The organism is Streptosporangium pseudovulgare, from assembly GCF_014648055.1.
Classification (GTDB): domain Bacteria; phylum Actinomycetota; class Actinomycetes; order Streptosporangiales; family Streptosporangiaceae; genus Streptosporangium; species Streptosporangium pseudovulgare.
In genome coordinates, this window is the sequence record NZ_BMQJ01000002.1 from 78987 (window position 1) to 99031 (window position 20045).

A 20045-nucleotide genomic window follows, 5' to 3' on the forward strand; every position below is an offset into this window, starting at 1 on the left:
GCGGGGGCCGGGGCCGGGCGGCCCCGGCCGGTGTCCGCCGCCGGGCCGGTCGCCGTGGGACCGGTCACCGCCGGACCGGGCGCCGGGCCGGCCGCCGGGACGGTCTCGGGACGGTTCGCCGCCGGGTCGTTCGCTGTCGGGTTCGTCATGGGGCACTCACATCCGGAAGACGCCGTAGCCGACGGGGTCGAGGGGGGCGTTGGCCGCGGCGGACAGGGCCAGGCCCAGGACGGTGCGGGTGTCGAGGGGGTCGATGACGCCGTCGTCCCAGAGCCGGGCGGTGGAGTAGTAGGGGTTGCCCTGGTCCTCGTACTGCCTGCGGATGGCGTCGGGGTCGGCGTCGCCGACCGTGGACAGCACGTTGGCGGCCTGCTCGCCGCCCATCACGGAGATGCGGGCGTTCGGCCACATCCACAGGAACCGGGGCGAGTATGCCCGCCCGGCCATGGCGTAGTTGCCCGCGCCGAACGAGCCGCCGACGACCACCGTGAACTTGGGCACCCGGGCGCAGGCGACCGCGGTGACCATCTTGGCGCCGTGCTTGGCGATGCCGCCGGCCTCGTAGGCCCGGCCGACCATGAACCCGCTGATGTTCTGCAGGAAGACCAGGGGGACGGAGCGGCGGTCGCACAGCTCGATGAAGTGCGCGCCCTTGAGGGCGGACTCGGCGAACAGGATGCCGTTGTTGGCGATGATCCCCACCGGGTGGCCGTGGATGCGGGCGAAACCGGTGACGAGGGTGGCGCCGTACTCGGCCTTGAACTCGCCGAACCGGCTGCCGTCCACGATCCGGGCGATGACCTCGCGCACGTCGTAGGGGACGCGGGTGTCGGCCGGGACGATCCCGTACAGGTCGCGGGGGTCGTGCGCGGGCTCCTCCGGGGCGACGCGCTCCCACGGCGCGGGGGTGCGCGGGGCGAGGGTGGAGACGATGTCGCGGACGATCCGCAGCGCGTGGGAGTCGTCCTCGGCCAGGTGGTCGGTGACGCCGCTGACCCGCGAGTGCAGGTCGCCGCCGCCGAGTTCCTCGGCGGTGACCTCCTCGCCGGTGGCGGCCTTCACCAGCGGCGGCCCGCCCAGGAAGATCGTGCCCTGGTCGCGCACGATGACCGCCTCGTCGCTCATCGCCGGGACGTAGGCGCCGCCGGCCGTGCAGGAGCCGAGGACGGCGGCGATCTGCGGGATGCCGCGCGCCGACATGGTGGCCTGGTTGTAGAAGATCCGGCCGAAGTGCTCGCGGTCGGGGAAGACCTCGTCCTGGCGGGGCAGGAACGCGCCGCCGGAGTCGACGAGGTAGACGCACGGCAGGTGGTTGTGGAGGGCGACCTCCTGTGCCCTCAGGTGCTTCTTGACCGTCATCGGGTAGTAGGTGCCGCCCTTGACGGTGGCGTCGTTGGCGACGACCACGCACTCGCGGCCGGAGACGCGGCCGACGCCGGTGATGATCCCGGCCGCCGGGGCGTCGTCGCCGTACATCCCGTTCGCGGCGAGCTGGGACAGCTCCAGGAAGCGCGAGCCCGGGTCCAGGAGGGTGTCGACCCGGTCGCGGGGCAGCAGCTTGCCGCGCGAGACGTGCCTGGCCCGCGACCGCTCCGGGCCGCCCAGCGCGGCGACGGCGACGCGTTCGCGCAGCTCGGCCACCAGCCGCTCGTTGACCTCGGCGTTGGCCTTGAAGGCGTCACCGCCCGGATCGCAGGTGCTTCGCAGCACCGGCCAGCCACTCATGCGCTCTCCTCTTCGGCGCGGCGGCCCGGCCGTCACGACCGCGACCGCCGCCCGGCCGCGTCGCCGCGGGCCGGTGGGTGACAACGTCGTCTTCACCGAAGATGTTAGTCATCGTTAACGTCAGCGTCTACCATGCGAGGGTGACGACCGCTCCGGCCTCCGCTCGCGCCCGCGGCTCGCGACGCGCGGAGATACTCGACGCCGCCGCCGCGCTGTTCGCCGCGCGCGGCTTCCACGGCGTGTCCATCGAGGACATCGGCGGCGCGGTCGGCGTCTCGGGCCCCGCCCTCTACCGGCACTTCAGCGGCAAGGAGGCCCTGCTGGCCGAGATGCTGCTGGACGTCAGCGAGCGCCTGCACGCCTCGGCGGGAAGGTGCGTCACCGAGGCCCCGGACGCCGAGCACGCCCTGGACGCCCTGCTCAACGGGCAGATCGAGTTCGCGCTCAGCCATCCGGCGCTGATCACCGTGCACGACCGCGAGCTCGGCAACGTCCCCGAGCCCGCCCGGCGCCGGATCAGGCGCCTGCAGCGGCTGTACGTGGAGGAGTGGGTGACCGTGCTGAGCGAGATCTACCCCTCGTGCCCCGCGGCGCGGCTGCGCGCCGCCACCCACGCCGTCTTCGGGCTGCTCAACTCCACGCCGCACAGCGCGGGCGACCTCGCGCCGGAGCTGATGGCCGGCCTGCTGCGCGGGATGGCCCGGGCGGCGCTCGCCGCGGTCGTGGTTAAGGAACGCTAACGGCGGCGGACCCGTGGGTCCGCCGCCGTCAATGACTCAGGCGGGGCCGCCGAGCCGGATGGGGTGTCAGGCGCCCGGAGCCTCCATCGGACGCGGCAGCGGGTGCGGGGGCGGGTACGGGGGCGGGTAGGGCGGCCTCGGGTACGGAGGACGCACCACCGGCGGGTACGGCGGCCTCGGGTACGGCGGGTAGTACACCGGTGGCCGTGGATACGGGTACGGCGGGTAGTACACCGGCGGCCGTGGATACGGGTACGGCGGGTAGTACACCGGCGGCCGCGGGTAGCTCGCGGGCACGCAGTCGTACTGCGGGCACGGCAGCGTCAGGCACTGCCTGGGATGGGGCACGCAGACCCGGCCGGGACCGCAGTTGGCGTACGCGCACGGCGACCCCGGCTGGCAGGCGGCCGCCTCCTTGGCCGCCCCCCGCGCCGCGGCCGTCCCCTCGGCCTCGGCGACCGTCACGCGGCCGGCGGGCGCCGACGCGGCCTCGGCCGCCACCGCCGAGGTGGCGGCCATCGATCCGGCCACGGTGATCGCGGCCAGAAGCGGAATAAGTTTTCGGAGCATTCCTCCCCCTTGTCATGATCGGTGCTGCTCTGAATAGATGCTCGCACCGGCCGCGTTTGCTGACGGCAAAACGACCTTCAGAAAGGCGGATGGCTTCCCCGATAAAGGGGGCTGATCATCTCGATCCACGCATGAGCGATGGGGAAGAAATATCGCGGTATTCAGCTATAAGACCAGGCCATAGCGGCTGTAGGGGTGAATCACCATATGAGATGATTTAGAGCCGGAAAGGGCCGGGCGGGCAGCCAAGGGCGCCCCAAAAAGCCCGCCATCACATGGGATTCATCCGGGGATCGTGAAAAATGGCCCGGCCACGTCGTCCGGGAGCGCGGCCCGCACCGAAGACACGCGCAGCGGGGCACGCTGACAGAGGGCGGGGGCCGGGGGAACCGGAGCCGGACACGCGGGCGGCCCGGGCGCCGAAGCACCCGGGCCGCATCCGGACCGGCCGGCGCCGCCCCCGGCTGGGACGGCGCCGGAGCGGGCGTCAGCGCCTGATCACCTTGACGTAGTCGCTGCCGCTGGAGTCGGGACGGAAGTCGTCGTCACCGGCGAAGACGAACTTCCAGTGACCCGACCGGTACGCCCTGGCCTTGGTGTAGAGGTGGCCGGCCCCGTTGGACCACGCGTTCTTGACGCGCTGCCACTTGCTCGACCCCGCGGGCTTGAAGTACAGGCCCACCTTGGCGCGGTAGCCCTCCCAGCCGGAGTCGTCGACCTGGAGCCTGCCGGTGAAGGTCAGGTACCGGCCGTGGCGGACGGGCTCCGGCGAGGCGTTGAACCGGATGACACGGCTGGTGCCGCGCTCCGGCTCCGGCTGCGGCTCCAGGACCCGCACGTGGTCGGTGCCGCTGGAGGCCCCGTCGACGTAACGGCCGCCGTCGAACACGGCCCGCCAGGTCCCGGACCGCTCGGCGGTCCCGCTCTCGGAGAACCTGCCGTACCGGTCGGTCCGGTCGGAGCCGACCTTCTCCCACCGCGAGGAGCCGTCGGCGCGGAACAGGATGTCGACCGTACGGCCCGCGTAGCCGTGCCAGCCGTGCCGGCCGTAGGCGAGCAGGCGCCCGTTGACGCTGAGCCTGGCACCCTTGCGCACCGGCTCGGGCCAGGCGTTGAACTCGGCGATCCTGGTGTCGAGGACCCGCCTCACGACGTCGACGGTGAACCGGCCGCTCTCGGTGTCCTCCTTGCCGTTCTCACCGTGGGCGACGGCGATGTAGCTCCACCGCCCCTCCCTGTCCTCGGTGTCGAAGGTCTTGGTCGCGGTCCACTTCGACTCCAGGCCGTGCGGAGCGGGCTTGACCTCCAGGGGCGTCCAGTCCCCGCCGGGCGCCTTGATCTTGAAGTCGACCTTGCCGGCCCCCGAGGTGGTGAAGGTGAACTCCGCCCCGACCGGCGATCCGGTGACCAGGATCGGGTCGGGGTCGATCTTCACGCTGGAGACGACGGGGTCCGCCGCGGTCGCCGCGACCGCCGAGACCGTTGTGGCCGCCACGGCGGAGGGTGCCAGGGCGAGTGCCCCGACGCCCACGGTCAGCGCGACGGCGGCTCTGGTGCGTTGCAACATTCGGGTGTCCTCCCGTTGGTTGAACGCGGCATGAGGGTGCCACGTCGTACTTCAAGTAGACGTACTAGACAGGTCATGCGTTGTTAAACATGACAAACTGTTAAGAACTGCCGTCAATTGCATCGTTCCGCCGTTGTCCGGCAGGTCAAAGAGGCCAAGCGCGGGACGGCGACCGGGACGAAGGACATAATCGAGCTGTGGCGCGCGACACTGTTGAAACACACTTCGCCGAGGCCGTGACCGCTCTCACCGCGGGGACGCCGCGGGATCCCCTGCTCCCCGTGCGGGAGGGCACCACCCTGACCGGGGCCCGCTGCCGGGAGCTGTTCGAGTTCCAGCTCGGCAGCAGGCTCCTCGACGTCACCGCACGCCGGCTCCGCGAGCAGGGCGAGGGCTTCTACACCATCGGCTCCGCCGGACACGAGGGCAACGCCGCGGTCGCCGCGGCGCTGCGCCCCACCGACCCCGCGCTGCTGCACTACCGCTCCGGGGCCTTCTACCTCGCCAGGTCGGCGATGGCCGGGCGCCTGCCCGAGGAGGGGCTGCGCGACGTGCTGCTCGGCCTGACCGCCGCCGCCGAGGAGCCGATCGCGGGGGGCCGCCACAAGGTCTTCGGCCACCCCCGGCTGGCCGTGATCCCGCAGACCTCCACGATCGCCAGCCACCTGCCGCGCGCGGTCGGCGTGGCGTTCGCCATCGAGCGCGCCCGGACGCTCGGCGTGCCGGGCGCCTGGCCGCAGGACGCCGTCGCGGTGTGCAGCCTCGGCGACGCCTCGGTCAACCACGCCAGCGCCCTGTCCGGCCTGAACACCGCCGCCTACGCCGCCTACCAGCGGCTGGGGCTGCCCCTGCTGTTCGTCTGCGAGGACAACGGCCTGGGCATCAGCGTGCGCACCCCCGCGGGGTGGGTGGAGGCCGCCCATCACCCGCTGCTGCCGTACTTCGCGGCCGACGGCTGCGACCTGGCCGACGTCCACGACGTCGCGGCCGCGGCCGCCGAGCACGTCCGGACCCGCCGCTCCCCGGCCCTGCTGCACCTGCGCACCGTGCGGCTGATGGGCCACGCCGGGTCCGACGTGGAGATGTCCTACCGGACCAAGCGCGAGATCGACGCCGACCTGGCGCGCGACCCGCTCGTCGTCACGGCCCGGCTGCTGGTCGAGGCGGGCCTGACCACGCCCGACGAGATCCTGGCGCACTACGAGACGATGCGCGAGCACCTGCTCAAGATGGCGCTGGAGAGCTCGCGGCGGCCCAGGCTCGCCTCCGCCGCCGAGATCGTCGAACCGCTGGCCCCCCGCTCGCCCGAGCGGGTCGCCGCGGCCGTCTCGGCCGCCTCGACGGCCGCGCCCTCCCGGGAGAAGGCGTTCGGCGGCAGGCTCCCGGAGCGGGAGGGGCCGCTGACCCTCTCCCAGGCGATCAACCGGACCCTGGCCGACGCCCTGGCCGCCGACCCCGGCATGCTGGTGTTCGGCGAGGACGTCGCCCGCAAGGGCGGCGTCTACGGCGTCACCCGGGGGCTTCAGCGGCGCTTCGGCGCCGGCCAGGTGTTCGACACCCTCCTCGACGAGCAGACCGTCCTCGGCCTCGCGCTCGGCACGGGCGTCTCCGGGCTGCTGCCGGTGCCCGAGATCCAGTATCTCGCCTACCTGCACAACGCCCTCGACCAGATCAGGGGCGAGGCGGCGACGCTGTCGTTCTTCTCCCGCGGCGCCTTCCGCAACCCGATGGTGGTCCGCGTCGCCTCCTACGCCTACCAGAAGGGCTTCGGCGGCCACTTCCACAACGACAACTCCGTCGCCGCGCTGCGCGACATCCCCGGCCTGGTCGTGGCCTCCCCCGCCCGGCCCGACGACGCGGCCTCGATGCTGCGCACCTGCCTGGCCGCCGCCCGCGCCGACGGCGGCGTCTGCGTCTTCCTGGAGCCGATCGCCCTGTACAACACCCGCGACCTGTTCGACGACGGCGACAACGGCTGGCTCTCGCCGTACGCCCCGCCGTCGCGCTGGGCCGAGACGCACGTCCCGATCGGGCGGGCCCGCAGCTACGGCGAGGGCCGCGACCTGACCATCGTGACGTTCGGCAACGGCGTGCGGATGAGCCTGCGCGCCGCGGTACGGCTCACCGCCGAGGGCTACGGCTGCCGGGTCGTGGACCTGCGCTGGCTGTCCCCGCTCCCGGTGGACGACCTGATGCGCGCGGCCGAGCTGACCGGCAACGTGCTGATCGCCGACGAGACCCGCCGCACCGGCGGGGTCTCCGAGGGCGTCGTCACCGAACTGCTCGACGCGGGCTTCACCGGCAGGATCGCCCGGGTGACCTCCTCCGACAGCTTCATCCCGCTGGGGGACGCCTCGCGGCACGTGCTGCTGTCGGAAGACGACATCGAGGCCGCCGCCCGCAAACTGCTCGGCTGACCCTCCGCCGCGACCCGCGCGGGAATCGGCCGCCCGGCCGCGCCCCGGGAATCACCGAACACACCCGCGGACCACTCCGGACCGTGTTCAATTGGTTCCACACCGTTTCGAATTTTCGGCCCGCCCCCGGTCACGTGACCCTCCACACCGACGTCAACCAGGAGGCACTCATGTTCGGAGGAACCATGAAGACCATCGATCAGCGAGTGAGCGATCTTGAGGCCTGGGCTTTCAGGACGAAAGTGGAGCTGGCCCGCATCAGGGAGGCCCTGGACGCTCTCCGTGTGACCGCCGAGGGGAGGTCCGCAGGCGCTTCCCTGCACGCCCGGGTGGACTCCATGGACGGCAAGCTGGAGTTGATCCTGGCCAAGTCGAACTGATGTCTCGTGGCGGGGGTACGGGACCACGCTCCGGGCCCCCGCCGAGCGGTTCTACAGCCAGTCGCGGCGTTTGAAGACAAGGTAGAGCGTGACGCAGACGGCCGCCATCAGCAGCACGGCGAACGGGTAGCCGAAGGCCCAGTGCAGCTCCGGTATGTGGTCGAAGTTCATGCCGTAGATGGTGCCGACGAGGGTGGGGGCGAACAGGATCGCCGCCCAGGCGGAGATCTTCTTGACCTCCTCGTTCTGCGCGTTGCTGGCCTCGGTGAGCCGGGTCATGTGCTCGTTCTGGGCCTGGGCGACCATGGTGGAGTTGACCACGAGGATGTCGTGGAGCATCTGGCGGAAGCCGCTGACCCGCTCCGACACGGTGATGGCGTGGTCGGCGACGTCGCGCAGGTAGCGCTGCAGCTCCTGGTCCATCCCGTACTTGTCGGCGCCCGCGATGAACCCCTCGATCATGCCGAGCAGCGGCCGGGTGGCCCGCTGGAACTCGATGACCTCCCGGGACAGCTCGTAGATGCGGCGGGAGACGCCTGGTTCGTTGCCGAAGACCTGCACCTCGATCTCGTCGATGTCGTTCTGCAGGCCGGCCACCACCGGCGCGTAGCCGTCCACGACCGCGTCCACGACGGCGTAGAGCACCGCCTGGGGGCCCTGGCGGAGCAGGTCGGGGTCGGCCTCCATGCGCCGGCGGACCTGGGACAGGTCGGGGGCCTCGCTGTGCCGTACGGTGATCACGAAGTTGCGGCCGACGAACAGGTGCAGCTCGCCGAAGTCGACCTCCTCGGTCTCGTCGACGTAGCGGGCCGGGCGCAGCACCACGAAGAGGGTCTCCCCGTAGCGGTCGGCCTTGGGACGCTGGTGGGCGACGATGGCGTCCTCGACGGCCAGCTCGTGCAGGTCGAACTCCTCGGCGACGTTGTAGATCACCCCGTCCTCGGGGCGGTAGAAGCCGATCCAGGCCATGCTGCCGGGGGTGCTCTTCAGGCACTCGAACGCCTCGGGCAGCGATCCCGGCGTGGCGGCCCGCCGCCCGTCGACGTAGATCGCGTTGTCGATGACGTGCGACCGGGCGGAGACCGGCCCGGCCTCGGCGGAGCGGGGGTCCATCGACCGCTCGGGGGAGTCGCGCTCGACGTCGGGGCGGCCGCGCATCCGGCTCCGCATGCCCAGTATCCGCCGGTCAGCCACCTGCTCCTCCTCGTCCGCCCCGCCGGGCGCCCCGATCCTGTGCGTGCCCGCGCCGTCTACCCGGGCGGTCGCCGGGAAACCCACGGGACGCGGTTCGCCCCGCGGGCCGGGGCCCCGTCTCCCCCTCGGCACCCCGGATCCCGCTTCGTCTCCTTTCGACCTTATCGCCGGTAGACCAAGCCTCATGGGACGCTTTGCTCCGGCGACGTTGAGGAGAAGCGAACGTTGAACGAGGTCTGGGAGTCCTTGACCGCGGCCCAGGCGGGGCCGCCCCCGTGGGCCGTGCTGCTGTCGGCGGCGGTCGCGCTGGCGACGGTGGCGTGGTCCGGGTCGTGGCACCTGTCCAGGGGGCTGATCACCATCGCGCACGAGGGCGGCCACGCGCTGGCGGCGCTGCTCACCCGGCGCAAGCTGCAGGGCATCCGGCTGCACTCGGACACTTCGGGGGTCACCTTGACCCGGGGCAGGCCGCGCGGGCCGGGGATGATCCTGACCGCCGCCGCCGGCTACGTCACCCCGTCGCTGCTGGGCGTGGGCGGGGCCTGGCTGACCGCCACCGGCCACGTGGCGATCCTGATCGCGGTGGTGATCGGGCTGCTCGCCGCCATGCTGCTGCTGATCCGCAACCTGTTCGGCGCGGTGAGCCTGCTGGCGACCGGTGGGGCGATCTTCGCCGTCACGTGGTACTCCCCGCCCGGCGTGGACGCGGTCCTCGCCTGCCTGGCCGTGTGGTTCCTGCTGTTCGGCGGCGTCCGGCCGATCCTGGAGCTGCGGCGCAAGCGGAGCCGGGGCCACGCCCCCGACTCCGACGCCGACCAGCTCGCCCGGCTGACCTTCCTGCCCGGCGGGTTCTGGGTGCTGCTGTTCCTGCTGGTGGCCTGCGCCTGCCTGGCGGGCGGGGCCTGGCTGCTGAACCCGCTGCCCTGGCCCGCCTAGGTTCCGTGAGCTCCGCCGCGCCGGGGGGCCGGACCGGCCCCGAGACCCGTCACGCTCGGTGACGACCCAGGAAGGCAAACCAACTCTGTTACCCGATATATACCCACATACTCGCATTGAACGTGGTAATTTCGGTCGATACGAGAAACATCTTCGGTCTCCGACTCGGCGGCGCGGAAAGTTTCCCTGAGCAACTTTCACATACCTCACATAAGCGCAGGTCAGACCAAATGTCATGACTTGACTCATGAGTTTTACACGTGTGAGACGTGCAACTTGTAACTGGTGATTTCTCGGGTTATCCGGAATTCTCTCCCCTGGAAGACAGCAGGGAGATTGCCGTGAATGACCACTATGAGCTTTATTGCCTAGCGGACCCGATCTTCTACGACACTCTCGACAGTGACCGGAGCGAGCACCCGGACTTCCCGCTCGCCGGCCGGGAGGTGCCGGGCGGTTGGGCGCACCAGGCGACGGACACGTGGATGCACTACGCGCCCCTCGACGCCAGGACGCCGAGACAGGGCTGGAAGATCCACGTGTCGGCGTGCCTGGACGACGCCGAGCGGGCGATGGAGCTGGTCTGGGACTACTGCGTGCCCCGCGGGATCGCGTTCAAGTTCCTGCGCAGCCGGCCGGTCGTGACGATGCTGAACTCCAAGGCGGCCCCCCGCGGGTCCAGCGGCAAGCTGGTGACGATCTACCCCGTGGACGAGGCGCAGCTGGAGCTCACGCTGAAGGAGCTGCACGAGCTGCTCCGCGGCGTCCACGGCCCCTACATCCTCAGTGACCTGCGCTACGGCGAGGGCCCGCTCTTCGTGCGCTACGGCGGTTTCGCCTCCCGGCACTGCCTGGACGCCAAGGGCGAGGCGGTGCTCGCGATCGAGGACGCCGACGGCCGGCTGGTGCCCGACGTGCGCGGGCCGTCCTTCTCCGTGCCGTCCTGGGTGACGTTGCCGGAGTTCCTGGAACCGCACCTCGCGGCCCGCAACGCGGTCACCACCGGCGGCCTGCCGTACGAGGTCGAGAGCGTCATGCACTTCTCCAACGGCGGAGGGGTCTACCTCGGGCGGGAGCGCCGCGGCGGCAGGCGCGTGGTGCTGAAGGAGGCCCGCCCGCACGCCGGCCTCGACGCCGCTGGCCGCGACGCGGTGGCGCGCCTGGGACACGAGCGCGACATGCTGGAGCGCCTGTCCGGGCTGGACTGCGTGCCCGAGCTGATCGACTACTTCGTCCTCGGCGAGCACCACTTCCTGGTGCAGGAGTTCGTCGACGGCAACCCCCTGCAGCGGCAGCTGGTGCAGCGCTACCCCCTCACCCGGGCCGGCTGCGACGCCGGGACCCTCGCCGAGTACACCGCGTGGGTCATGGAGACGCTCCCGGCGGTCCGGCGGGCCGTCGAGGCGCTGCACGAGCGCGGCGTGGTCTTCGGCGACCTGCATCCCAACAACATCCTCATCACCGACGAGGGCCGCCTGGTCATGATCGACTACGAGGTGGCGACCCTCGCCGAGGACCGCGGCCGCGCCGCCCTGGGCCATCCCGCCTTCAACGCGCCGCCCGGCCGCCAGGGCGTCGAGATCGACGACTACGCGCTGGCCTGCCTGTGCTTCGGCCTGTTCGCGCCGCAGCTCACCGTCACCCAGTCGCTCGACCGGGCCAAGGTGTTCCAGCTCGCCGAGCTCGTCACCGAGACCTTCCCGGTGCCGCCGGAGGTGGTTCAGGAGGCGGTCCGCACCATCGTCGGCGACGACCCGGTGACGGCGCGGCCCCTCCCCCGGCTCGCCCCGGACGGCTGGCCCGCGCTGCGGGACGCCATGTGCCGGGCGATCCTGGCGAGCGCCACCCCCGGACGCGACGACCGTCTCTTCCCCGGTGACGTGGCCCAGTTCAGGCCCGGCGGCGGCCTGAACCTCGCGTACGGCGCGGCCGGCGTGCTCTACGCGCTGGACGCCGCCGGGACCGAGGTCCGCCCCGAGCACGTGGAGTGGCTGCGCCGCCGCGCGGCGTCCCCCGTCTCCGGGACCGGCGTCGGGTTCTACGACGGGCTGCACGGCGTCGCCTACGTCCTCGACCGGCTCGGGCACCGCCAGGACGCGCTCGACGCGGTCGAGGTGGCCATGCGGGAGAAGTGGGAGGGGCTGGAACCCGGCCTGTTCGGCGGCCTCGCCGGTGTCGGGCTGAACCTCCTGCACCTGGCCGGCACGACCGGTGAGCAGACGCTCGCCGACCTGGCGCTGCGCGCCGTCGGCGTCTGCGCCGACCGGCTCGGCGGGGTGGAGGACGTGCCGGAGACCAGCGGCGGCGGCGACCCGCGGGCCGGGCTGATGTACGGCTCGTCCGGGCCCGCCCTCCTCTTCCTGCACGCCTACGAGCGGACCGGCGACGCCGGGCTGCTCGACCTGGCGGCCGTGGCGCTCCGGCAGGACCTGCGGCGCTGCGTCACCGTCCAGGACGGCTCGCTGCAGGTCACGCAGGGGTGGCGCACGCTGCCCTACCTGGACGAGGGATCGGCCGGCATCGGCCTGGCCCTCGCCCGCTACCTGGCCCACCGCGACGACGACGGCTTCCGGACCGCGCTGCGGGGCTGCATGCGCGCCGCCCGGAGCCGCTACTACGTCCAGCCGGGGCTGTTCACCGGCCGGGCCGGCATGATCGCGGCTCTGGCCGCGGTCCCGGAGCCCGCGGAGCCCGCGGAGCTCGCGGAGCCCGCGCCGGGCGACCCCGCCCGCACCGGCGCCGGCGCCGGTTCCGGGACCGCCACCGACCTCGCCGAGCAGATCCGGGGACTGGGCTGGCACGCGCTGTCGTACGGCGACGGCCTGGCCTTCCCCGGTGACCAGCTGCTCAGGCTTTCGATGGACTTCGCGACCGGCACGGCCGGAGTCCTGTTCGCGATGAGCTCCGCGCTGGGCGACCGGCGGGTGCTCCTTCCCTTTGTCGAGCCGCCCGGCGGCGCGGGTGCCCTGTCCACGGCACTGCCCGCGCATGGATCCGCCGAGCGGCTTTCCCCCTGCGAGCCTTCGAAGGAGGTGTGACAACAGCATGGTACTTCTCGACCTCCAGAGCCTGGAAGCCCCCAACGGGGGTGGCGGTGGCGGTGGCGGCAGCTCGCTGACCGTTCTCGGTTGCGAGTCCCACACGCCGAGCAACCTGAGCCTGCTCCTGTGCCACTGATCCTCTTCCCGATCGCCAGAAACGGAGTAACACCATGGTTCTTCTCGACCTCCAGGCTCTTGAGGCTCCCGGCGGCGGCCACGGCGGTGGCGGCGGCAGCACGCTGACCGTCCTCGGTTGCGAGTCCCAGACGCCGAGCAACCTGAGCGCCCTGCTCTGCCACTAGTCGTCCCCGATCACAAGAAAGAGGTAAGGAAAATGGTTCTTCTCGACCTTCAGGCTCTTGAGGCTCCCGGCGGCGGCCACGGCGGTGGCGGCGGCAGCTCGCTGACCGTCCTGGGCTGCGAGTCCTACACGCCGAGCAACCTGAGCCTGCTGCTCTGCCACTAGTGACACCCCGTGCCCGGGGCGGCCGATGACGGCGGCCGTCCCGGGCACGGCCCGTTCCGGGGACTTTTCCGAGCCCCGCCGAGCGGGCCCCAGGATCTTTCGAGCGAAGGAGGGACCGGTGCGGACGGCGGACCGGCTGCTCGCCCAGACCGTACGGCGCGGCGGCCCCTGGCTGGGTGTCCTCGCCGTCTCCTCCGTCGCCGGGGCGCTGGCCGAGCTGGCGCTCCCCTACGCGCTGGGCCGGGCCGTCGACGCCCTGGTCGCGGCCGGCCCGGCGGGCGGGGCCTGGACCTGGGCGGGCGTCTGCGCGGCGCTCGTGGCCGGGGCGGTCGCCTGCGACGCCCTGGGCGTCTGGGGTGCCGGGGCGAGCGGCGCCCAGGCCACGGCGTGGCTCCGCCTGCGGGCCCTGCGGCACGTCCTCGGAGCCGGGCCCGCGCTGACCCGCCGTCTCCCCGAAGGGGACCTCGTCACCCGGATGGGGGTGAACGCCGAGGAGGCCGGACGGGCGCCGGAGGCGCTCGTCACCGCGGCGGCGCTGGTGATCCCCTCGGCGGGCGGCATCGTGGCGCTCACTCTCATCGACGTCCGGCTGGCCCTGACCCTGGTCTGCGGCCTCGTCCTGATCACCTTCGTGCTGCGGGCGTTCCTGCGGGCCGGCACCTCGATCGCCGGCGGCTACCAGGAGGCCCAGGGCGACATCGCCGCCCGCCTGGTCGACGCCCTCGCCGGGGCCCGGACGATCGCCGCCGCGGGCACCGAGGCGGTGGAGAAGGCCCGGGTGCTGGCCGCGCTGCCCCGGCTGCGCGGGCACGCCATGGACATGTGGCGGGCCAACGCGAGCGCCGGCGTGCGGGCGGGCGCCGTGGTGCCGCTGCTGGAGGTGGCCGTGCTGGCGGTGGGCGGGCTGCGGCTGGCGGACGGCGGGCTGACCGCGGGCGAGCTGTACTCCGCCGCCCGCTACGTCGTGCTCGGCGCCGGCATCGGCTCGGCGCTCGGCCAGGTCGCCCGGCTGGCCCGGGCGCGCGCCGCGGCCGGCCGGATCACCGAGCTGACCGCCGGGACCCCGCGGGCCTACGGCGAGAGCCCGCTGCCGGCCGGTCCCGGAACGCTGGAGCTGCGCGGTGTGCGCGCCGAGGGGCTCGGCGAGATCGACCTGGTCGTCCCGGGCGGCTGCTCGGTGGCGGTGGTCGGGCGCTCCGGCAGCGGCAAGTCGGTCCTGGCCGCGCTCGCCGGGCGGCTGGCCGACCCCGCCGCCGGGACGGTCCTGCTGGACGGGGTGCCGCTGCCCCGGCTGTCGCCCGGGGCGCTGCGCCGGGCGGCGGGCTACGCCTTCGAACGCCCGGTGCTGGTCGGCGACACCGTCGAGGACGCCGTCGGCCTGGGCCTGGACGAGCCGGACCCGCGGGCCGTGCGCCGGGCCGCCCGGGAGGCGTGCGCCGACGCGTTCGTCCGGCGGCTCCCCCTGGGGTACGGCACGCGCCTGGACGACGCCCCGATGTCGGGCGGGGAGCGGCAGCGCCTGGGGCTGGCGCGGGCGTTCGCGCACGGGCGGCGGCTGCTCGTCCTGGACGACGCCACCTCCAGCCTCGACACCGTCACCGAGCGGCAGGTCGCCGCGGCGCTGGCCGGGCGGCTGGGCGGCCGTACCCGGCTGGTCGTGACGCACCGCGCCGCGACCGCGGCGGCGGCGGACCGGGTGATCTGGCTGGACGGCGGGCGGGTGCGCGGCTACGGCACGCACCGGACTCTGTGGGAGGACCCGGCGTACCGCGCGGTCTTCCAGGCGGACGACCCGCCTCCCGGGCCTCCCGGACCCCCCGGGCCTCCCGGATCCGCCTCCGGCCCGCCCGGCCCGCCCGGCCCGCCCGGTCCCGTCGTGGCCGCCCCGTCGCCGGCCGCGTCGCCGGCCGTGTCACCGCGGGCGCCGTCCGCGCAGGGGACGCCGTGAACCGCCCGGTCCGCCGGGCGCTCCGCCGCGACCCTCGCCTGCTGGTCAGGCTCGCCGCGTGGTCGGTGGCGGAGACCGCGCCCGCCCTCGTCGTGGGCCTGGCCGTGGCGCGGGCGATCGACGACGGTTTCGCCGCGGGCCGGCCCGGCACCGGTTTCGCCTGGCTGGCGGTCCTCGCCGCCGCCTGGCTGGTGGGCGCGGCGGGCGCGCGGCAGGTCGTGCTGGCCGTCGCCGCGATCGTGGAGCCGTTCCGGGAGGACCTGCTCGGCCACGTCGTGGAGAGCGCGCTGGACCGCGCGTCCGCCGCCGGGCACGGGCCGGGCGCCGCGGCCGTGGCCCGGTCCAACCTCCAGGTGGAGCTGGCCCGTGACGCCTTCGCCTCGGTCATCACGGTGGTCAGGTCGTTCGCCTTCACCGTGGTGAGCGTGGTGCTGGGGCTGGGCGCGCTGGTCCCCGAGGTGCTGGTGCTGGTGCTGCCGCCGTTCGCGGCCGGCGTCGGGCTGTTCCTGCTGTCGCTGCCGGCCATGGCCCGGCGGCAGCGGGAGTTCCTGCTGGCCGACGAGCGCACCGCCGGGTCGCTGGCCGCCGCGGTGGGCGCTCTGCGGGACATCACCGCCTGCGCGGCGGAGGACAGGGTGGCCGCCTCCGTCGGCGCGCGGGTGGCCGGGCAGGCCGCCGCGGGACGGTCGCTGGCCCGGGTGACCGCCCTGCGCACGCTGTCGCTGGCGGTGGGCGGCCGGCTGCCGGTCCTGCTGATACTGGCTGGCACCCCCTGGCTGCTGTCGCGGGGGGCCGGGGCCGGGGTGGTCCTCGGCGCCCTGGCGTACGTGACGCAGTCGCTGGCCCCGGCGCTGGGCAATCTCGTGCAGGGGCTGGGGATCAGCGGCGTGCGGCTGCGGGTGTCGCTGGACCGCATCCTGCGGCCGGACGTCCCGACCGGCCCCGCCTCCCCCGCTCTCCCGGCCGCCTCCCCCGCTCTCCCGGCCGCCGCCTCCGGGCGCCCGGCCCTCTCCACCGGTCCCCTCGTCTCCGCCTCCGGGTCCCAGGCCCTCTCCGCCGGCCCGCAACCTCCCTCCCCCGAGCGCCCGGTCCCCTCCCCCGGTCCCGCGGCTCCGCCGTACGGTCCGGCGGCCGGGCGGGTCGCCGCCCGGAACGTGCACGCCGAGCTGCGCGAGGTCGCCTTCGCGTACGGCCCGCACGCCGAGCCGGTGATCTCCGGCCTGGACCTGTCGATCCCCGAGGGCGACCACCTCGCCGTGGTGGGACCCAGCGGCATCGGCAAGTCGACGCTGGGCGCGCTGCTGGCCGGGGTGCTGCGGCCCGGCGCGGGCCGCGTCGAGGTCGGCGGCGTCCCCGCCGACCTGCTCGATCCGGCCTGCCGGGTGCTGATCCCCCAGGAGGCGTACGTCTTCCGGGGCACGCTGTGGGACAACCTCACCTACCTGGCGCCGGCGTCGCGCGAGGAGGTGGACGCCGCCGCCCGCGAGGTGGGCCTGACCGCGCTGGCGGAGCGGCTGGGCGGCTACGACGCCGAGGTGTCCTCCGGTGCGCTGTCCCCGGCCGAGCGGCAGCTCGTCGCCCTGACCCGCGCCCATCTGTCCCCGGCCTGCCTGGTGATCCTCGACGAGGCGACGTGCCACCTGGACCCGGCGGCCGAGGCCCGCGCGGAGGAGGCGTTCGCCCGCCGCGGCGGCACCCTCGTCGTCATCGCGCACCGGCTGACGTCGGCGACGCGGGCGCGGCGGATCCTCGTCATGGACGGCACCAGCGTCCGGCTCGGCGGGCACGCGGAGCTGCTCGCCGCCTCCCCCCTCTACGCCGACCTGGTCGGCCACTGGAACCCCGCGACCCCACAGGAGCCGGTGCTGTGATCCATCCCCCCGCCGAGCGGCAGCCGATCGTCGACCACCTGCACGGGCACGCGGTGGCCGACCCCTACCGGTGGCTGGAGGACGCCGGTGATCCCCGGACGCGGGAGTGGCTGGCCGCGCAGGAGAGGCTGTGGCGCGGCCACGCGGACACGCTCGCCGGTCGCGCGGCGTGGCACGGGCGGGTGGCCCGGCTCATGTCCGCGGGGATGGCGGGGCCGCCGCTGTGGCGGGGCGGTCGCCGGTTCTTCCTGCGCCGCGAGGCGGGCCAGGAGCACGCCGTGCTGTACACCGCCGGACCGGACGGGGCCGAGCGGGCGCTGGTCGACCCGGCGGGGCTCGACCCGTCGGGGCTGACCACCCTCGACTCCTGGCAGCCCGACCTGGACGGCCGGCTGCTGGCCTACCAGGTCTCCAGGAACGGCGATGAGCGTTCGGAGCTGCGGGTCCTCGACGTCGCCACCGGGCGGCAGGTGGACGGTCCGATCGACCGCTGCCGCTACGCGCCCGTGGTCTGGCTGCCCGGCGGGAAGGCGTTCTTCTACGTGCGCGCGCGGCGGGTGTGCCTGCACCGGCTGGGCGTCCCCGCCGGCGACGAAGCGGTGATCTGCGGCGACGAGCGGTCCTACGGCCTGGGGACGAGCGCCGACGGCCGCTGGCTGACGGTCTCGGCGGCCTCCGGCGGCGGCAACGACCTGTGGCTGGCCGACCTGTCGTCCGGGCCGCCGGAACGCCCCGGGCTGCGGGTGGTCCAGGAGGGGACGGCCGCGGCGACGGTGCCCGCGGTGGGCCCGGACGGGCGGCTGTACCTGCTGACCACCCTGGACGCCCCCCGGGGACGGCTGTGCGTCGCCGATCCGGCGCGGCCCGGCGTGGCGGACTGGCGGGAGCTGGTCGGCCCCGACCCGGAGGCGGTGACCGGCGACTTCGCGTTCGCCGGGGAGCCCGGCGCGCCGGTGCTGCTCGTCGGCCGTACCCGGCACGCGATCAGTGAGATCGCCGTGCACGACCCGGCCACGGGTGGAAGGCTGGGCGAGGTGCCGCTGCCCGGCCTCGGCGCGGCCGGGCGGATGTTCACCCGCCCCGAGGGCGGCCCCGAGGTGTGGTTCACCTACACCGACGGCGTCACTCCGACGAGCGTGCACCGCTACGACACCCGCACCGGGCGGACCACGCCGTGGGCCGCCGCGCCCGGCGCCGTCGAGGTGCCCGGGATCGTCTCCCGCCGGCTCGTCTGCGCCTCCCGGGACGGCACGCCCGTGCGGATGGTGGTGCTCGCCCGGCCCGGCTCCGGCCCGCGGCCCGCGGTCCTGTACGGCTACGGCGGGTTCGGCCGGCCGATGACGCCTTCGTACTCGGCCTACATCCTGCCCTGGGTCGAGGCCGGGGGCGTGTTCGTCCTGGCCCAGCTGCGCGGCGGCGGCGAGGAGGGCGCGGGCTGGCACCGCGACGGGGCGCTCGACCGCAAGCAGAACGCCGTCGACGACCTGGTGGCGGTGGCCGGGCACCTCGTCGCCGAGGGCTGGACCGCCCCCGACCGGCTGGGCCTGTGCGGCGAGTCCAACGGCGGGCTGGTGGCCGCGGCGGCCCTGACGCAGCGCCCCGACCTGTTCGCCGCCGCGGTCTGCTCGGCCCCGCTGACGGACATGGTCCGCTACGAGCGGTCCGGCCTGGGCCCGGCCTGGCGGGCGGAGTACGGCTCGGCCGACGACCCCGAGCAGCTCGGATGGCTGCTGGGCTACTCCCCCTACCACCGGGTGCGTGAGGGCGTGGACTACCCCGCGACGCTGCTGGCCGCCTTCGGCGGCGACTCCCGTGTGGACCCCATGCACGCGCGCAAGCTGTGCGCGGCGCTGCAGTGGGCGACCTCGGGGACACGACCGGTCCTGCTGCGCCACGAGGAGGGCGTCGGGCACGCGGCGCGGTCGGCGAGCCGGTCGGTGGGGCTGGCGGGCGACCTGCTGGCCTTCCTCGCCGAGCACACCGGCCTGCGGCTCACCCAGGATCCCGGCCCGGGGTCCGGGGCGGGCGTCGCGCCGGAGCCGTCCCCCGAGGCCTCGGGGCCGTCGCCGTACGCGCCGCCGGTCGCGGACGGGACCGGCCGGGCGCCCGGGGCCGGTCAGGCGCCCTGACCGGGGAGCGTGCCCGGCAGCCCCGGCGTGACCAGGCCGCACTGGTAGGCCAGGACGACGAGCTGGGCGCGGTCGCGGGCCCCCAGCTTGGTCATCGCCCGGCTGACGTGGGTCTTGGCGGTGGCCGGGCTGATCACCATGTGCGCGGCGATCTCGTCGTTGGACAGGCCGTGCGCCACCAGCGCCATCACCTCGCGTTCCCGGTTGGTCAGGACGTCCAGCCCGGTGGCGGAGGCCAGCGGGCGGCGGGCGACGAACTCGCCGATCAGGCGGCGGGTGACGGCCGGGGCGAGCAGCGCGTCGCCCCGCGCCGCGACGCGGACGCCGTGCAGCAGGTCGGCCGGCTCGGTGTCCTTGACCAGGAACCCGGTGGCGCCGGCGCGCAGCGCGTCGAAGACGTACTCGTCGAGGCCGTAGTTGGTGAGGATCACCACGTGCACCCCGGCCAGGGCGGGGTCGGCTGCGATCCGCCGGGTCGTCTCGATGCCGTCCATCACCGGCATCTGCACGTCGACGAGCGCGACGTCGGGCAGGTGCTCGCGGACCAGGGCGAGGCCCCTCGCCCCGTCCCCCGCCTCGCCGACCACCTGGAGGTCGTCCTCGGCCTCCAGCAGGGCGCGGAACCCCGCGCGGATGAGCGGCTGGTCGTCGACCAGGAGCACCCGGATCACGACGCGCCTCCCGCGGGGGCGGCGTCCCCGCCGATCCGTACGGCCGGCCCGCCGGGACGGCGGGCGACGCGCGTCCCCGCCTGCCCACCGGGGCGGCGGGTGACGCCCGTCCCCGCCGCGGGAGCCGCCTCCGTCGCCTCCGTCGCCGCCGGGCGCCGCTCGGACATGATCCTCATACCGGAACAGTAGAGCCCGGCCGGACGTCTTTCGTCCGCTCCCGGTCGCGGTCCCGCCGTACTCCCGGGGTGGTATCCGCGCCGTGCCCGCGGCGTCCGCGACCGCCTTCACGGCGTGACACGGCAGGGTGACCGAGTCGGTGTCGGACTTCGGCGTGGCCGCCGGGGTCTGCGCGACAGGTTTCGTCTCAGCCGGAGCGGCGGCGCGCTTGAG

General features: G+C 74.2%; 17 protein-coding genes. 11 read left to right on the forward strand and 6 right to left on the reverse strand.

The features are described from left to right. Positions 1-156: 156 nt before the first annotated feature. Entirely contained in the window at positions 157-1725 is a 1569-nt protein-coding gene (locus IEZ10_RS04270; RefSeq protein ID WP_189245156.1) for a carboxyl transferase domain-containing protein, read from the reverse strand. 140 nt (positions 1726-1865) lie between these two features. Here IEZ10_RS04270 and IEZ10_RS04275 point away from each other — a divergent pair, with 140 nt between their 5' ends. Then, positions 1866-2465: an SACE_7040 family transcriptional regulator gene (locus IEZ10_RS04275; RefSeq protein ID WP_189245157.1), complete on the forward strand. Its 600-nt coding sequence runs from the start codon at positions 1866-1868 to the stop codon at positions 2463-2465. Between the two features lie 66 nt (positions 2466-2531). On the opposite strand, the gene IEZ10_RS04280 is transcribed toward IEZ10_RS04275, so the two are convergent. Together IEZ10_RS04280 and IEZ10_RS04285 are read right to left on the reverse strand one after the other, a co-directional pair. Then, positions 2532-3035 (reverse strand): hypothetical protein, encoded by a 504-nt coding sequence (locus IEZ10_RS04280; protein WP_189245158.1) that lies wholly within the window; start codon positions 3033-3035, stop codon positions 2532-2534. A 487-nt stretch (positions 3036-3522) separates the two neighbouring features. Then, positions 3523-4602, reverse strand: a complete 1080-nt coding sequence (locus tag IEZ10_RS04285) for a hypothetical protein (protein WP_189245159.1) — start codon at positions 4600-4602, stop codon at positions 3523-3525. Between the two features lie 197 nt (positions 4603-4799). Between IEZ10_RS04285 and IEZ10_RS04290 the strand changes: the two genes are divergently transcribed. Beyond that, the gene (locus tag IEZ10_RS04290; RefSeq protein ID WP_189245160.1) at positions 4800-7019 is read left to right on the forward strand and encodes a thiamine pyrophosphate-dependent enzyme; all 2220 of its coding nucleotides are present in this window, start codon (positions 4800-4802) and stop codon (positions 7017-7019) included. Positions 7020-7204: 185 nt separating this feature from the next. Next, positions 7205-7399 carry a hypothetical protein gene (locus IEZ10_RS04295; protein ID WP_189245161.1) on the forward strand — a complete coding sequence of 65 codons (195 nt, stop codon included), beginning with the start codon at positions 7205-7207 and terminating at the stop codon, positions 7397-7399. 51 nt (positions 7400-7450) lie between these two features. Here IEZ10_RS04295 and IEZ10_RS04300 read toward each other — a convergent pair whose 3' ends face one another. Then, a complete protein-coding gene (locus IEZ10_RS04300; RefSeq protein WP_189245162.1) occupies positions 7451-8593 on the reverse strand; it encodes a magnesium and cobalt transport protein CorA in 1143 nt (380 codons plus the stop codon). Between the two features lie 225 nt (positions 8594-8818). Between IEZ10_RS04300 and IEZ10_RS04305 the strand changes: the two genes are divergently transcribed. From IEZ10_RS04305 to IEZ10_RS04340, 8 genes are all read left to right on the forward strand, one after another. Next, positions 8819-9529 (forward strand): M50 family metallopeptidase, encoded by a 711-nt coding sequence (locus IEZ10_RS04305; RefSeq protein ID WP_189245163.1) that lies wholly within the window; start codon positions 8819-8821, stop codon positions 9527-9529. A 341-nt stretch (positions 9530-9870) separates the two neighbouring features. Then, positions 9871-12567: a class III lanthionine synthetase LanKC gene (gene lanKC, locus IEZ10_RS04310; protein ID WP_189245164.1), complete on the forward strand. Its 2697-nt coding sequence runs from the start codon at positions 9871-9873 to the stop codon at positions 12565-12567. A 7-nt stretch (positions 12568-12574) separates the two neighbouring features. Next, positions 12575-12706 (forward strand): SapB/AmfS family lanthipeptide, encoded by a 132-nt coding sequence (locus IEZ10_RS04315; protein ID WP_189245165.1) that lies wholly within the window; start codon positions 12575-12577, stop codon positions 12704-12706. A gap of 34 nt (positions 12707-12740) precedes the next feature. Beyond that, complete coding sequence (locus tag IEZ10_RS04320; protein WP_179827342.1) at positions 12741-12872, forward strand: SapB/AmfS family lanthipeptide; 132 nt, start codon at positions 12741-12743, stop codon at positions 12870-12872. Positions 12873-12904: 32 nt separating this feature from the next. Next, positions 12905-13036, forward strand: coding sequence for a SapB/AmfS family lanthipeptide (locus IEZ10_RS04325; RefSeq protein WP_179827333.1), 132 nt, complete (start codon positions 12905-12907; stop codon positions 13034-13036). A gap of 118 nt (positions 13037-13154) precedes the next feature. Beyond that, the gene (locus tag IEZ10_RS04330; RefSeq protein WP_189245166.1) at positions 13155-14984 is read left to right on the forward strand and encodes an ABC transporter ATP-binding protein; all 1830 of its coding nucleotides are present in this window, start codon (positions 13155-13157) and stop codon (positions 14982-14984) included. Then, the gene (locus IEZ10_RS04335; RefSeq protein WP_229810943.1) at positions 14981-16855 is read left to right on the forward strand and encodes an ATP-binding cassette domain-containing protein; all 1875 of its coding nucleotides are present in this window, start codon (positions 14981-14983) and stop codon (positions 16853-16855) included. The genes IEZ10_RS04330 and IEZ10_RS04335 overlap by 4 nt, the downstream gene beginning before the upstream one ends. Further along, entirely contained in the window at positions 16852-18984 is a 2133-nt protein-coding gene (locus IEZ10_RS04340) for a prolyl oligopeptidase family serine peptidase (protein WP_189245167.1), read from the forward strand. Before IEZ10_RS04335 ends, IEZ10_RS04340 begins: the two co-directional genes overlap by 4 nt. Here the strand turns inward: IEZ10_RS04340 and IEZ10_RS04345 are convergent. Further along, a complete protein-coding gene (locus IEZ10_RS04345; RefSeq protein WP_189245168.1) occupies positions 18972-19655 on the reverse strand; it encodes a response regulator in 684 nt (227 codons plus the stop codon). The two genes, IEZ10_RS04340 and IEZ10_RS04345, sit on opposite strands and share 13 nt — an antisense overlap. Continuing rightward, positions 19652-19831, reverse strand: a complete 180-nt coding sequence (locus IEZ10_RS04350) for a hypothetical protein (RefSeq protein ID WP_189245169.1) — start codon at positions 19829-19831, stop codon at positions 19652-19654. Before IEZ10_RS04350 ends, IEZ10_RS04345 begins: the two co-directional genes overlap by 4 nt. Positions 19832-20045: the final 214 nt, after the last annotated feature.